This window comes from Desulfotomaculum defluvii (genome assembly GCF_054657375.1).
The window spans coordinates 967,428-982,162 of record NZ_BAAHYV010000007.1 but is presented as its reverse complement, the minus strand read 5'-3'; the positions used below and the strand labels follow the sequence as shown (position 1 = coordinate 982,162).

14 protein-coding genes, 1 tRNA gene and 1 pseudogene are annotated in these 14,735 nt (G+C 38.5%); 13 read left to right on the top strand and 3 right to left on the bottom strand.

Features of this window, described 5'->3' with window-relative positions; translation table 11 throughout:
* Positions 1-118 precede the first annotated feature (118 nt).
* From ACYQ03_RS11925 to ACYQ03_RS11885, 9 genes are all read left to right on the top strand, one after another.
* Positions 119-1,276: a (Fe-S)-binding protein gene (locus ACYQ03_RS11925; protein ID WP_459910154.1), complete on the top strand. Its 1,158-nt coding sequence runs from the start codon at positions 119-121 to the stop codon at positions 1,274-1,276.
* Positions 1,277-1,541: 265 nt separating this feature from the next.
* Positions 1,542-2,723, top strand: coding sequence for an acetyl-CoA C-acetyltransferase (locus ACYQ03_RS11920; RefSeq protein WP_459910153.1), 1,182 nt, complete (start codon positions 1,542-1,544; stop codon positions 2,721-2,723).
* Positions 2,724-2,893: 170 nt separating this feature from the next.
* Complete coding sequence (locus tag ACYQ03_RS11915; protein WP_459910152.1) at positions 2,894-4,234, top strand: acetyl-CoA hydrolase/transferase family protein; 1,341 nt, start codon at positions 2,894-2,896, stop codon at positions 4,232-4,234.
* Between the two features lie 184 nt (positions 4,235-4,418).
* Positions 4,419-5,036 carry an acetate uptake transporter family protein gene (locus ACYQ03_RS11910; protein ID WP_459910151.1) on the top strand — a complete coding sequence of 206 codons (618 nt, stop codon included), beginning with the start codon at positions 4,419-4,421 and terminating at the stop codon, positions 5,034-5,036.
* Between the two features lie 717 nt (positions 5,037-5,753).
* Positions 5,754-6,731, top strand: a complete 978-nt coding sequence (locus tag ACYQ03_RS11905; protein ID WP_459910150.1) for a Rossmann-like and DUF2520 domain-containing protein — start codon at positions 5,754-5,756, stop codon at positions 6,729-6,731.
* Entirely contained in the window at positions 6,637-7,470 is an 834-nt protein-coding gene (panB, locus tag ACYQ03_RS11900; RefSeq protein ID WP_459910149.1) for a 3-methyl-2-oxobutanoate hydroxymethyltransferase, read from the top strand. The genes ACYQ03_RS11905 and panB overlap by 95 nt, the downstream gene beginning before the upstream one ends.
* Positions 7,471-7,530: 60 nt before the next feature.
* A complete protein-coding gene (gene panC, locus ACYQ03_RS11895) occupies positions 7,531-8,376 on the top strand; it encodes a pantoate--beta-alanine ligase (protein WP_459910148.1) in 846 nt (281 codons plus the stop codon).
* A 3-nt stretch (positions 8,377-8,379) separates the two neighbouring features.
* Positions 8,380-8,760 carry an aspartate 1-decarboxylase gene (panD, locus tag ACYQ03_RS11890; protein ID WP_459910147.1) on the top strand — a complete coding sequence of 127 codons (381 nt, stop codon included), beginning with the start codon at positions 8,380-8,382 and terminating at the stop codon, positions 8,758-8,760.
* Between the two features lie 55 nt (positions 8,761-8,815).
* The gene (locus ACYQ03_RS11885; protein ID WP_459910146.1) at positions 8,816-9,673 is read left to right on the top strand and encodes a type III pantothenate kinase; all 858 of its coding nucleotides are present in this window, start codon (positions 8,816-8,818) and stop codon (positions 9,671-9,673) included.
* A 67-nt stretch (positions 9,674-9,740) separates the two neighbouring features.
* On the opposite strand, the gene ACYQ03_RS11880 is transcribed toward ACYQ03_RS11885, so the two are convergent.
* Positions 9,741-9,902 (bottom strand): hypothetical protein, encoded by a 162-nt coding sequence (locus tag ACYQ03_RS11880; protein WP_459910145.1) that lies wholly within the window; start codon positions 9,900-9,902, stop codon positions 9,741-9,743.
* 45 nt (positions 9,903-9,947) lie between these two features.
* On the bottom strand, positions 9,948-10,163 hold the full coding sequence (tlp, locus tag ACYQ03_RS11875) for a small acid-soluble spore protein Tlp (protein WP_459910144.1): 216 nt from the start codon (positions 10,161-10,163) through the stop codon (positions 9,948-9,950).
* 223 nt (positions 10,164-10,386) lie between these two features.
* Between tlp and ACYQ03_RS11870 the strand changes: the two genes are divergently transcribed.
* Positions 10,387-10,462, top strand: a tRNA-Trp gene (locus tag ACYQ03_RS11870).
* Between the two features lie 188 nt (positions 10,463-10,650).
* On the opposite strand, the pseudogene ACYQ03_RS11865 reads toward ACYQ03_RS11870, so the two are convergent.
* A pseudogene (locus ACYQ03_RS11865) lies at positions 10,651-11,532 on the bottom strand (IS3 family transposase); the annotation flags it as partial.
* 152 nt (positions 11,533-11,684) lie between these two features.
* Between ACYQ03_RS11865 and ACYQ03_RS11860 the strand changes: the two are divergent.
* The 3 genes from ACYQ03_RS11860 to ACYQ03_RS11850 all read left to right on the top strand — a co-directional run bounded on the left by ACYQ03_RS11860 (position 11,685) and on the right by ACYQ03_RS11850 (position 14,614).
* Entirely contained in the window at positions 11,685-12,266 is a 582-nt protein-coding gene (locus tag ACYQ03_RS11860) for a DUF6431 domain-containing protein (protein ID WP_459907550.1), read from the top strand.
* Between the two features lie 165 nt (positions 12,267-12,431).
* Positions 12,432-13,814, top strand: coding sequence for a DDE-type integrase/transposase/recombinase (locus ACYQ03_RS11855; protein WP_459907551.1), 1,383 nt, complete (start codon positions 12,432-12,434; stop codon positions 13,812-13,814).
* The gene (locus tag ACYQ03_RS11850) at positions 13,814-14,614 is read left to right on the top strand and encodes an ExeA family protein (protein WP_459907552.1); all 801 of its coding nucleotides are present in this window, start codon (positions 13,814-13,816) and stop codon (positions 14,612-14,614) included. The genes ACYQ03_RS11855 and ACYQ03_RS11850 overlap by 1 nt, the downstream gene beginning before the upstream one ends.
* Positions 14,615-14,735 lie beyond the last annotated feature (121 nt).

Genomic DNA, 14,735 nt, shown 5'->3' with positions numbered 1-14,735 from the left:
ACAGAAATGTATACATATAGGGATTTTTTCAATAGTATCTATTTGGGACGTAGCTACTATTGGATACTAGGAACCACATAGTTTCCTAAACATTTTGACATGTAGGAGGAGAGAAGTTATGAGTGAAGCAGCACCTTATTTTTTAGAAGTCAGAGATGCTATTGTTGAGATGGGTGGCGAAAATATTAATCTTTGCATGCAGTGTGGAACCTGTGCCGGCACCTGTCCTTGGGGTAGGTTAGAGGAAAAAAGTCACTTTAATATTCGCAAAATGATTTATCAGGGCAGGATGGGTATAGATGGTTATGAGACTGACGATATACTATATGCTTGCACAACCTGCGGACACTGTGTTACCCGTTGTCCTCGCGGAGTAAAAATCACTGACGTAGTACGAGCTATGCGTAGTGTAATCGGTGAAACAGGTGGCATTCCCAAGAACTTAAAGGCAGCAGTTGGTAGCATTAATAGTCAAGGTAACCCTTGGTCTCAGCCTAGAGAAAAAAGAGACGCTTGGGCCAAGGATTTAGATGTCCCCAAATTTACTCCTGACACAGAGTATCTTTTGTTTGTCTGCTGCACCTCGGCTTTCGATGGTAGAAGTCAAAAAATAGCCCGTTCTATCGCTGAAATTCTTAAAAAAGCAAACGTCAGCTTTGGTATTATCGGCAACGAAGAACAGTGTTGCGGAGAATCCATTCGTAAGATTGGTGCTGAAAGTGAATTTTCCATGCTGGCAGAAGCCAACATTAAACTATTTAAAGACAATGGTGTGAAAAAGATTATTACAACCTCACCGCACTGTTTATCAGCTTTTAAAAACGATTACCCAGAGTTTGGTGGCGAGTTTGAAGTTTTTCATTACACAGAACTACTTGAAAGCCTTGTAAAAGAAGGTAAACTATCCTTTGGTAACACTGAAGCTAAAAAAGTAATCTATCATGAACCCTGTTACCTAGGACGTCATAGCAAAATATTTGATGCCCCTCGAGATCTATTAGCCCAAGTTTCAGGTCTTGAAACAATAGAATTCGATAAATCCAAAAATGATAGCCTCTGCTGCGGTGGTGGTGGATCACGTATCTGGATGGAAACTGAACCAGGGCAGCGCTTCTCTGATTTTAAAGTTGATGAAGCTGCTCAAAAAGAGGCCAATGTTCTGGTTACTGCCTGCCCCTATTGTGTAGTAATGATGGAAGATAGCGTTAAAAACCTAAATAAGGACGAAGTTTTAGTAGTTAAAGATATTAGTGAAATTCTAAAGGAAGCTCTATAAAAGTAGCATTCTTTAAAATGTAGTTTACTAATTAAAAAATTAATTCTCTTAGAACCTGTTTTTTGCAGGTTTCTAAGAGAATTAATCAAATAATTATTTGCAAAACAATTCAAATAATTCATATTAATACGAATTCGATTAAATGCAACAACTTTTCCTAAAATCATCTCACTTAACAACATGTCTATACTAAAAATTCCTTGAATTTTAAAGTAGCTCCCAATCCAATAATTCAGAATAAATAAAAAATGGAGGTTTGATTATTATGAGTAAGGAAGTTGTTATCGTCAGTGCAGTAAGGACAGCATTGGGAAGTTTTGGAGGTAGCCTAAGTAATATCCCTGCCTCTGATTTAGGTGCCATCGTTGTTAAGGAAGCCCTAGGTCGTGTAGGTTTGGATGCAAAGCAAGTTGATGAGGTAATCTTAGGCAACGTTATCCAGGCAGGACAAGGACAAAACCCAGCCCGTCAAGCTTCTTTAAAAGCAGGTGTTCCTTATGAAATACCAGCCTATTCTGTAAATATAGTTTGTGGATCAGGTCTGAAGACAGTGGCCATGGCTGCCAATGATATTATGGTAGGTGAAGCAGATATCGTTGTGGCCGGTGGTTTTGAAAATATGAGCATAGTACCATATACAATTGAAAAAGCTCGCTATGGTTTACGTATGGGTGATGGAAAAATTGTTGACACCATGGTAAAAGACGGCTTAACTTGTGCTACTAATCATTATCATATGGGTATTACAGCAGAAAACATTGCTGAACGCTATGGCTTAACCCGGGAAGCTCAGGACAAATTTGCCTTAGCCAGCCAAGAAAAAGCTATCGCAGCCATTGATGGTGGAAAATTCAAGGATGAAATCGTTCCTGTTATGATTCCACAAAGGAAAGGTGACCCAAAAGTATTTGATACTGATGAATTCCCAAGACGCGGAACTACTCTGGAAGGATTGGCTAAATTAAAGCCTGCCTTTAAGAAAGATGGTACTGTGACAGCTGGTAATGCTTCTGGTATTAATGATGGGGCAGCTGCTCTGGTTGTTATGTCTAGAGAGAAAGCTGACCAACTAGGCTTAAAGCCCTTAGCTACCATTATAGCTGGAGGTACTGGCGGTGTTGACCCAGCCGTTATGGGTCTAGGTCCCATTCCTGCTACCCGGAAAGCCTTGGCTAAAGCAGGCATGACTGTGGATCAATTGGATATTATTGAAGCCAACGAAGCATTTGCTGCTCAATCTCTGGCTGTTATAAAAGATTTGGAATTACCCACTGATAAGTTAAATCTTAACGGTGGTGCCATTGCTATCGGTCACCCAGTAGGTGCCAGCGGTGCTCGTATTTTAGTAACTTTACTATATGAAATGATGCGCAAAGATTCACGTTACGGTCTAGCTACTCTTTGCATAGGTGGCGGTATGGGTCAAGCTCTTATTGTTGCTAGGTAAATTTTTTGGTTAATTATTGAAACGACTAGATCTTTTGTTCTAGTCGTTTCAATAAAATATAAATCATTAAATATTACAAATATATTAAATAACAGAATATACTTAACTAACTGACTATTCAAAATAGAATAAATTTGGTAGTATTAAATATATATAAAAGGAGAATTACCATGAGTACACTTATGGATGAGTACAAAAGCAAACTGGTTTCAGCTGATGAAGCTGTTAAAGTAATTAAGTCCGGCGATTGGATTGATTATGGTCAATTTGCTGGTGAAGTTATAGCTTTAGATAAAGCTCTTGCTGCTAGAAAAGAAGAATTAAAAGATGTTAAAGTTAGAAGTCTCATGCGGGTTTCAGGAGTTCCTGAAATTGTTAAAGTTGATCCTGAAGCAGAATCATTTAATTTTATGAGTTGGCATTGCAGTGGAATAGATAGGAAACTTTGTGATCAAAACCTTTGCCATTATCTACCTATGACATTTAGAGAACTTCCCGTCATTTACGAACGTGATTGTCAGGTAGATGTAGGTATGACTCAGGCTTCGCCTATGGATGAACATGGTTACTTTTACTTTGGTTTACAAAACTCATCTACTAAAAGAATGTTAGATAAAGCTAAGGTAGTAATTTTAGAAGTAAATAAACATCAGCCTAAGGCCTTGGGTGGAAATGAAGAGTGTATTCATATTTCTGAAGTTGACTACATCGTTGAACATGATTCTCCGATGCCTTTGATTCCATCGGCTCCAATCTCGGAACTTGATAAAAAGATTGCTAGTTACATTGTCCCATTGATTGAAGATGGGGCTACTATCCAACTGGGCGTTGGCGGTATGCCTAATGCCGTGGGTAAAGCAATTGCAGATTCAGATTTAAAGGATTTAGGTTTGCACACAGAAATGCTTGTGGATGGCATGATTGATATGGTAAAAGCAGGTCGTGTTACCGGTAAGAAAAAGAATATTGATAAAGGTAAAATAGTCTTTACCTTTGGTTTAGGCTCCCAGTCATTATATGACTTTGTTCATGCAAATCCAATGATTGCTACCTATCCTGTTGATTATTGCAACTATCCCCATATAATATCACAAAATGATAAAGTTGTTGCTATTAACAACATCATTGAAATGGATCTATTTGGTCAGGCTTGTTCTGAATCAGCCGGCCCAAGACATATCAGTGGTACTGGTGGTCAGCTAGATTTTGGAGAAGGTGCATATTTCTCCAAGGGTGGTAAAGCCTTCCTGTGTTTCTCCTCCACCTTTAAAGCAAAGGACGGCACCTTAAGGTCCCGTATACGTCCAATGCTTACAGAAGGATCTATAGTAACTACCCATCGTGCCATAACTAACTACGTTGTTACAGAGTTTGGTATTGTTAATCTAAAGGGACGCAGCACTTGGGAAAAAGCAGAAGCTTTGGTATCAGTAGCACATCCAGAATTCAGAGATGAATTAATTAAAGAAGCCCAAAAAATGAACATTTGGCGTAAAAGCAATAAAAGATAATTAAGTTAAATATTATAATAATGACTTACTTTAGTAGCCGACCCAATATTAGGGCCGGCTACTAATTAAAATCACTAATATTTAAAGTACCTTAAATTTAATATATGGAAAGGGGGAGGTTATCAAGTCTACGATTTTGTAAAGTCCAAACGAACTAATTTGTAATTTTGAAGGAGGTTTTTACATGTCTCACGGACACGGACCGGCAAACCCAGGTCCCGCTGGTTTGGTTGCCCTTGCAATGGCCTGTTTTACATTCTACGCTATGCACACTGGTAAAGTAGAAGCTGGTGCTGTACCCTTACTCGGTATTTGGCTATTAGGCGGATTTATCGTGCAAGTTATTGTAGGTGTTATGGAATTAAACCATGGTAATATAGTCGGTGGTAATATATTTACTTTCTTCTCTGCTTTCTTTATGTTTGTAACTGGACTTGAGTTGATTTTTAAATTTTTTGCAGCACAAAACGGCTGGACGCTAGATACTCGTATAGATGGTTGGGCATGGTTGGCCCTTTCAATAGCATTAGTAACTTGGACACCTGGATATTTTAAGTCACCATTAAGTTTATTATTAGCAGTATTATGTCTTGATGTAGCCGTTCCAGTAGTAGCATTCATGGATATGGGAGTTCTTAGCGGCACATGGAAAGTAGTATCTGGTAATGGATTGGGTCTAGCTGGTATCTTTGGTTTATATACAGCTTGGGGTGTTGTTCTTAATACTGTTTATGGAAGAACTATCATTCCTCTCGGCAAACCACTAGTTCAAGAAAAAGCTCCAACATCTGCATCAATGTAATATTTAGAGTATTCCGAAAATTCTATACAAAAATCTAATATATAGAATTTATTATGAGAAACAGTGGATATCCACTGTTTCTCTATTAAAGCTAATAAACTATAACACAAAATTATTTAATAAAGTGTAAATATGCAACAAACTGTTGCGAATAAGCAACAGTCTAAATGAGGACTAATAATATAATTTTAACTTTTGTGTAAGATTTGAAAATTCAAAATTATCCTTCAAATGCCTGGTGCATAGCATAATAGCCAAATTTATTATATAGTAAACACTGGTATTTAAATAATATATGGCATGGATATTGATTATGGACGTTGCTGTATTACAACTATTGTTAACTAGGTTTCAAACTGATATGATTTATATGGTAGTTATTTGGGGTTTACCAGAATAGTGACAACTTTGGTACAATAATTGCATTATCAGCTATTTATACGTTGGTAATTTGTTTCCTCACGCAATGTTAATGTTAAAAGAGGAAAGACCAATAAAAGGCAGGTAAAAAATTATGGTACCGACGGGTAGTATCCTAATGGGAACTGCACCTAACCATGAATTAAGAAACATAACTATAAGGTGTTTTTCCGCTTGGAGCCGGATGGACCGAGACGGGGGGTGTGGATATGAGAACCTCTTGAGTCTTCGGGGGGTTTTTGTTGTTTAGTAGACAAGGTTTACCCCAGGAATTGATCTCAAGTTGGGAGGAATTTTATGAAAAGTAAACCTTCCTTTGTAATTATTGGAGCCGGTAAAGTAGGTAGTGCTCTGGGTATCCTTCTAAAGGAACGGGGCTATGTTCCACTTGGAGTTTTTAGTAGAACTGCTTCCTCTGCTGATATCCTTGCAGAGAAACTTCAGACCAGAAGATATAGTCAAGCATCTGAAGCTGCTAGATTAGCAGATCTAGTTTTTATTACTACCACAGACAGGGAGATCGCATCCATTGCCAGTATGATAGCCTTAAAAGGAGGCTGTCGAGCAGGACAAATATTTATCCACACCAGTGGGGCACTTGGTAGTGACATCATGCAGCCTTTACAACAACATGGTGCAAGGATAGTGTCAGTACACCCGTTACAGTCCTTTGCAGATGTGGATAGTGCCAAAAAAAATCTACCTGGATCTTGTTTTGCACTGGAAGGGGATAAGGAAGCCTTAGAAATCTCAAAGCAGTTAGTTGATGATTTACAAGGAAAATATTTTATAATTAATCCTGAAGATAAACCGCTTTATCATGCAGCTGCAGTGGTGGCTTCTAATTATCTGGTTTCCCTCATCAATTTAAGTACTTCAATGTATCAAAAACTTGGCCTGAACGAAGAACAATCTTTAGCTGCCCTTTTTCCATTAGTTCAAGGCACTCTAAATAATATTATGAAGTCAGGTTCTGCGGCCGCTCTAACCGGACCAGTAGCTAGAGGAGACGGAGCGACCGTAATAAAACACATGAAAACACTAAAAAATATGGATTGGCGTGCCCAGGAGGCATACCGTCATTTGGGACTATATACGGTGGGGATGGCCATGGAAAGCGGCCGAATTACACCAAAGGAGGGTACAGCCCTTAACAATATCTTTATGGAGGTAGAGCAACATGAACAAAAGGGTAACCACTGCCGACTTCCGGCGTATGAAACAGGAGGGCAAACCCATAGCAATGTTAACCGCCTACGATTATTCAATGGCTAGTTTGGTTGACGCAGCTGGCATTGATACTATCTTGGTAGGGGACTCCCTTGGAAACGTAGTTCTAGGGTATGATTCCACTGTACCTGTGACTGTAGATGATATGGTTCATCATTCCCGTGCAGTAAGTAGAGGAGTTAAAAGAGCTATGGTAGTATGTGACCTGCCCTTTTTGTCTTACCATGTTTCACGGGAGGAAAGTGTAAGAAATGCTGGACGACTTATGCAGGAAGGTCTAGCCCATGCCGTAAAGTTAGAGGGTGGCAGTGAAGTAGCAGATAAGGTAAAGGCTATAACCGATGCAGGTATTCCGGTTATGGGACATTTGGGCTTGACTCCACAGTCAGTACATCAACTTGGTGGTTATAAGGTACAGGGGAAAGACGGAGATGCAGCTAGAAAACTGTTGGAAGATGCTAAAAGTCTCGAACTAGCTGGTGCCTTTGCCATTGTACTGGAGTGCATTCCTCAACAGTTGGCTAAAACTATATCTGAATCTCTATCAATACCAACCATTGGCATTGGGGCAGGTGTGCATTGCGACGGTCAGGTATTGGTTATCAACGACTTGTTGGGTATGTTCTCTGACTTTACTCCCAAGTTCGTTAAACAATATGCTAATTTAAAGGAACAAATCATAGGGGCTTGCTCTAGCTATGTAGAAGAAGTTAAAGCCAAATCTTTTCCAGGTCCGGAACACGTCTTTAATATGAAAGAGGAAGAATTAAAAAAATTATATTAATTAAATGTAACTAAATTTATCGCAAACTCAAGTATTAAGACTTTTATAGGTAGGTGGCCCATGAGACTTTGTAAAACAATTGAAGAAGTTAGATTATTATTAAAAACTATAAGATCTGAGGGAAAGAGCATTGGATTAGTTCCTACCATGGGCTATTTACATCAAGGGCACCTTTCCCTGGTTCGCCAAGCTAAAGAGCGTTGTGACGTGGTAGTCCTTAGCATATTTGTGAATCCTACCCAATTTGGACCCAATGAAGACTATGAAGCCTATCCTAGAGACTTAGACCGTGATGCAACCTTGGCTGCAGACGCTGGGGTGAACATTATCTTTGCTCCGACGGCACAAGAAATGTACACACGGTTCTTTAGCAGTTATGTAAATGTAACTGGGGTTAGTGAATCTCTGTGCGGCAAGTCACGACCTGGTCATTTTCAAGGTGTTGCCACGGTGGTTACTAAATTATTAAATATTATTCAGCCCGATGCAGCCTTTTTTGGCCAAAAGGATTTTCAACAAGTACTAGTTATAAAACGAATGGTTGAAGACCTAAACATGAACACTGAGATCGTAGATGTTCCTATTATCAGAGAGCCTGATGGATTAGCTTTGAGTTCTCGTAATGTTTACCTATCCCCAGGGGAAAGGAAGGCAGGTTTAGTATTGTTTCGCAGTTTAAATTTAGCCCAAGAATTAGTAGCCAACGGTGAAAAGGATATCAATCGATTAAGAACTGCAGTCTTAAACAATATCCTTGAAGAACCTCTTGCAAATGTTGATTATGTTGAAATATTGGCCCTGCCTAACCTAACTAAGATTGAACATTTGTCAGGTAAGGTATTGTTGGCTTTGGCAGTTCGTTTTGGAAACACAAGACTAATCGATAACGCTGTTTTGGAGGCGTGAAAATTGTTTTTATTTATGTTTAAATCAAAGATTCACCGGGCAACTGTAACCGAAGCAAATTTAAATTACGTTGGTAGCATTACCATTGATAAGGATTTAATGGATGCTGCAGGAATCTTACCTAATGAAAAGGTTCAAGTAGTTAATAATAATAATGGAGCGAGACTCGAAACCTATGTTATCGAGGGAGAACCAGGGTCCGGTATTATTTGCCTAAATGGTGCCGCAGCGCGTCATGTCCAGCCTGGTGATATTGTTATCATTATATCTTATACGGCAATTGATGCTCAGGAAGCAAGGAACTTCAAACCTAGGATCGTCATGGTAGATGATAAGAATCAAATTAGTGAGGTTATTAACCATGAAACCCATGGTGCTAGCTAATTTTTGTAAACATCCCTAATTATCAATTGTCAATTTCAGAAAGGCAGGGAAAGCCTTGATTCTAGCAGTAGATATAGGCAATACCAATATCGTTTTTGGAGTTTTGGAGGATAAGTCCTTAATTGCCAATTGGAGATTGGCCACTGACCGAAATCGAACAGCCGATGAGTATGGTGTATTATTAAAAGAACTATTTACTTTGTCCCATATTAATATGAAGGATATAGAAGGGATTATAATTTCCTCAGTGGTTCCACCTCTTAATCCAATTCTAGAATTAGTATCTAAAAAATATTTCAACCTATCTCCTATTCAGGTAGGACCCGGGATTAAAAATGGTCTACATATTAAGATGGACAACCCTCGAGAGGTTGGTGCAGATAGAATTGTCAATGCGGTGGCAGCTTATACCCTTTACGGCGGACCATTGATAATTGTAGATTTTGGAACTGCTACCACCTTCTGTTGTGTAACAGCCAAGGGAGAGTATTTAGGAGGGGCCATTGCACCAGGTATTGGTATATCTGCAGAGGCATTATACACAAAAGCAGCTAAACTACCAAGAGTAGAACTATCTAAGCCTGCAGCTCTTATTGGGAAAAATACCATTACTGCCATGCAGTCTGGAATTATTTATGGTTTTGCTGGGCAGGTAGAATTTTTGGTAAAACGCATGAAACAGGAAATGGGCACAGATGCTCAGGTGGTTGCAACTGGTGGTTTTGCAGAGATTATGGCTCAAGAAACTTCGACTATAGATATAGTAAATCATTTCCTAACTCTACAGGGTCTAAAATTTATTTATGATCGTAATCAGACTCTGACAGGCTCAGGAGGTCATCTTCATACAGATTCAAATTCTTTGGATGTCCGTGATGTCAACCATAATTATCGACATATCAGGCATAATTAATAGGATTTTAGAGTAACTCATTATTTCTTTAAATAGCAAAGAACCCAGGGAATCCCCGGGTTCTTTGCTATTCAGTGTTGCGTTTAGCAAATTCAATAAGTTCTTTTTCTTTTTCGCAATAGGTCCATTCCTGAGGTGATATTAATTTTATTTTTCGAGTTTCAGGTTGTAATTCTGTGGCTATTTCTACGTCTTTATTAGAAGGTACATAGTTAATAAATCTTCCCATTATTAACACCTGCCTATCCTTTTTGAAGTGAGCAGGAGCGGGTCCTTAATGTTGGTCTCGATATTCATCCTTTATTTCACTTCTAAAAGACTCGATACTTTCTTCGCGTCTTTTATTCTTTGCTATAATAGCTTGTTTTTGCTCTTGGCTTAGTGAATCATTTTGTAGGGTTTCATGGGCTTCTTCTAGATTTTGAATAGTGTTTTGAACCATCTCTTGAAGTTTTTCTACATTATCACTTCTATCGTCAGGTTTAGCCAAAAGACCATTCCTCCTTTTAAATATTTCTCCAAAAGTATTATGAACAAAAAAAAAATAAATATTCAATTGGCTGAGGGCATAAACCTACCTATTTCTGTCATAATAGAAAAATCAAGAATTTAATAAGTATAAAATTCCTATAAATAATAATAATAAATATATGTTGACGGAAGGTGTGACATTTGGTATACTTACAATTGCGTTGAGGGAAGTAACAAAATACGGGGGTATAGCTCAATTGGTAGAGTAGCGGTCTCCAAAACCGTTGGTTCTGGGTTCAAGTCCTAGTGCCCCCGCCAGTTAAACCTAGTAAGCACAAGGCTTGCTGGGTTTCTTTATTTCTATAACTTGCGTAACGGTGGCATAATGGGGACGATTTGGGGACACACGTCACCAAAAGGGACTTCACGGGACAAAAAATACCTAAAGTAAAGGGACAGGTAATTTTAAAGTGGACCCTATGTCAAGGACAGTTTAAAAAAGAGAATTAGGCTGCTAAAAGCTGGTTCCTGTATTGTACAGGGGCCAGCTTTTTTAATCCCCATTGATATCTATGGTTGTTATAGTAATTGATATAGTGGTCAATTAGTTTTTCTACTTCTTGAAACGTATTACAGGTTCGATAATCAATTTCATCCTTCATGTGACCAAAGAAGGATTCTTGTGGAGCGTTGTCCCAACAGTTGCCACGCCTAGACATAGATTGGCCTAAACCATATTTCTTGAGAAGCCTCTGGAACGTTGGACTGGTATAATGGCATCCTTGATCGGAATGAACAAATGCTTCAGAATGCAGTAGTTCACTGTTATGATTTATCAAGTTTTCAATGGTTTTTGTGGCAATATCTAAGGTGATGCGCTCAGATACATGATAAGAAAGAATTTCATTTGTAGAAGCATCTTTAATTGTTGATAAATAGGCCATTTTAGATACACCAAATGGAAGATATGTAATATCAGTTAGAAGTACCTTTCCAGGAATACGCTGTTTGAATTGTCTATTTAAAAGATTGGGAACTACCCTATGTTCTTTTGTGGCTTTTGCCATCCGTCGGTAAGGATTAGCCTTCCTGATTGGACATTTAATATCATATTTACGCATGATTCTTTGTATCCGTTTTCTATTAAACACCAATTCGAATTCCTGTTCTAATACCATTTTTATTGAACGTGAGCCTTTCTTGTATCCATGCTTGTAATAGGCGTTAAGAATCATATCCCTTGCATGGAGGTCTTTTTCTTCCTGTAACTGTCGAGTTTCTTCAGACGACAAGTAATTGTAATACCCAGACCGTGAAACCCCCAACATATCACAGAAATACGATACCATACCCTTCATTTTATATTTTGAAATGGTGTCGTTAATTAACTGAAATATATTGTAAATCCTCATTTTATATAAGCCAGAAAGGGTTAACAATAAACTAATTAAATAATTTACGAATCAGGTAACGGCTAAACTATTGTGATATTTTTTCTCATAATATAATGGCATTAATCTTGGGAACAATGAGTTGTGAGGTGATAAACTTGCAACTCATTTTTTATACTGAAGATACTCCACTGGACTACTTTAATGCCGGAAAAACATATTCTTTTCCAAGACCAGAAACCTGTTTGCATCCAGATTGCAGGATACCTATCCCACCCAGACCATACGGATATTACATACGAAATGTTATTTCAATTAATTTTAACGAACGAATTATGATTAGGAGATACTTATGCCCAAGATGTGGTCACACTTTTTCTTACTTACCATCCTTCTGCCTTCCATATTATCAATATACCCTAGCCCTTATTTGGGCGAACTTGATTTGTCAGGTATTTAATATCGTATCTTTTCTTAAATCCCTAATGGCTAGTGTCGATTGGCAAAGGCAACACTTACAGTTCTACCGACGTCGGTTTAAAAGCAACCTGAACTTCATTCAAGTAGTGTTACGACATTTAATGCCGGAGGTTAAGTTACCAGATGAAATTGAAGAAAAAGAAAAGGCCAAAAGGGTGCTGAACATTGCGATATCCGGATTCAATACAATCCAAGCCTTCTCCACAAGGTTTTTCTCACAATGCAACAGTTCCTTTATGGCCCATCTCTAAAATTAGTTTAGCCATTTAGAAAACCAATCATTCTAAAAATTTGAAGAGATGGGTAAAAAACAGAACTTTTGCATAGTACCTTGCAGAGACTAATGGTATCCTTCAGACTATGGGATAAGTTTAGCCGGTTAAACATCTCCCGCAAATTTAAAGATTGCCGGAGGTGTGTTTGTTGTGCTTTCCACAGAGGATAGAGAAAATATTGCTTTAAAAAGATTTTCTCTGATTAGCCCCGTATTAAATGGCCAGATCACAAATCAAACAGAATATTTTAAAGCCCTATGCAGTGAACCCATTGATATGCCATATTACGGCTTAAAGCGTTATTCACCAAAGACACTGCTATTTTGGCTCTTTGAGTACCGCCGAGGTGGAATTGAGGCTTTAAAACCTGGTCACCGCTCTGATCGAGGCAAGAGTCGTAAAGTAAGCCTTGAAATCGCTGATGCCATCAGGAAAAAACGAGCAGAAAAACCTCGGTTAACCACAGTGTTATTGTATGAAGAACTGGTTAAAGATGGCGCCTTTGACCCTAACAAATTATCTAAGGCCACCTTTTATCGGTTTATGGCCGCTAATCCCGATTTAGCAGCAGGCATAGACCCGGAGGAGAAAGAACGTGAACTTAAAAGATTTTCTTACCAATCGATTAACGAGCTATGGCAAGCCGACATTATGTATGGGCCATACATTAGGATAGGTAAGTCTAAAAAGCAAACCTACCTAATTGTATTTTTAGATGATGCCTCAAGGATTGTTACTCATGGTCAGTTTTTTGATACCCAGAACTACACAGCTATGCGTACAGCATTGCGGGAAGCTATACTAAGACGAGGAATTCCCAAAATGATTTACACCGACAACGGTAAGGTTTATCGCACTAATCAGTTAGCTATGCTTTGTGCTGGGTTAGGGTGTTCATTAATTCATGCTGCCCCATTTACGCCGAACGCTAAGGGGAAAGTTGAAAGGTTCTTTCTTACTGTCCGCCAGCGTTTTTTATCCACCATCGATCCTACTAAAATTACGAGCGTGGATGAATTAAATTTGCTCTTTTGGCGATGGCTTGAAGAAGATTATCATCGTAAAACTCACAGTACCCTAGGGGTAAGCCCCTTGGATTTTTTTATGTCTCAAGCCCATAAGGTGCAGCTTTATTCTGACCCCGAGTTATTGAGAGAACATTTTTTAATGCGTATTGGCCGCAAGGTAAACCATGATGCTACTTTATCAGTAAACAGAGTACTTTATGAAACTGACCAAGGTTTAGCCAACTCCAAGGTAGAGGTGCGGTTTGAACCGGAATGGTTGTCTGTTCCCCAAAGAACATTACCCCTCTACCAAGGTGGCAAATTTGTAGGGGAAGCCCGAATGATCAATTTCTATGATAACTCCAAAGTAAAAAGACGTGGACGTCCGGCAGCATCAAGCAAAAAAGAGGATTTAGAAATCAGCCCTACTAACACTGATACATCGTCTCTCATTCCCAGCAGTAGCATTTCTTTTGCAAGTCTTTCTAAAAAAACTAATGAGGCTGGTGATATTTAATGTTCCTTCAACATTTTGGTCTTAAATTCAATCCCTTTACCAAAGAGATACCCACTGAGAATCTATTCATCAGCCAAGATTTATTGGAACTTGAACATAGATTGAAATATTTACAGCAAACCAGAGGCATTGGATTAGTGGCGGGAGAACCGGGAACAGGTAAATCCACAACTTTGCGTAAATTTGTTACTGAATTAAATCCATCCCTCTATCGTCACTGTTACTTTTCTTTGGCTACTGTTACATTATCAGAGTTTTACCAAGCCCTAACTCTAGAACTTGGTGAGCAACCGGCTAATCGGAGGGTGGTAATGTTCCGCCAGATTCAGCAGGCAATCAGTTCTATGTATTATGATAATCGGATAACACCAGTAATTATCTTAGATGAGATACACATGGCCTCAAACAAGCTACTAGAAGATTTAAGGCTAATCTTTAACTTTAAAATGGATTCACAAAATCCATTTATCCTTATCTTAGCCGGTCAACCACCTATACGTAACAAGCTAGGTTTAAATATTAACAAACCCCTTAGGCAAAGACTTGCTGTTAAGCATATTATGCAAGGCTTAAGGCAGGAAGAAATTAAAGATTATTGTAACAGCAGACTGCGGTTGGCCGGACTGGTAGAGGATATTATTACTGAGGCAGCCTATGAAGTTATTTATTCTAATTCAAATGGCATACCTAGGGTGGTCAATAGTTTACTGACTAATGCAATGATTTACGCCTGTAACCAAAATCAAAGAAGTATTGATGAAGAAGCCATTTATCATGCACAAAATGAATTAAATATTTAGTGAGATTCCGGGTGAAATACCCGGTTTTCTTTTTACCCCAAAACCGGACTTGGATACGTACTAATTTAATTTGATAATTAGTTAGGGAAGTCTAAATTAATTTGCGAATAACGGGCTAGTT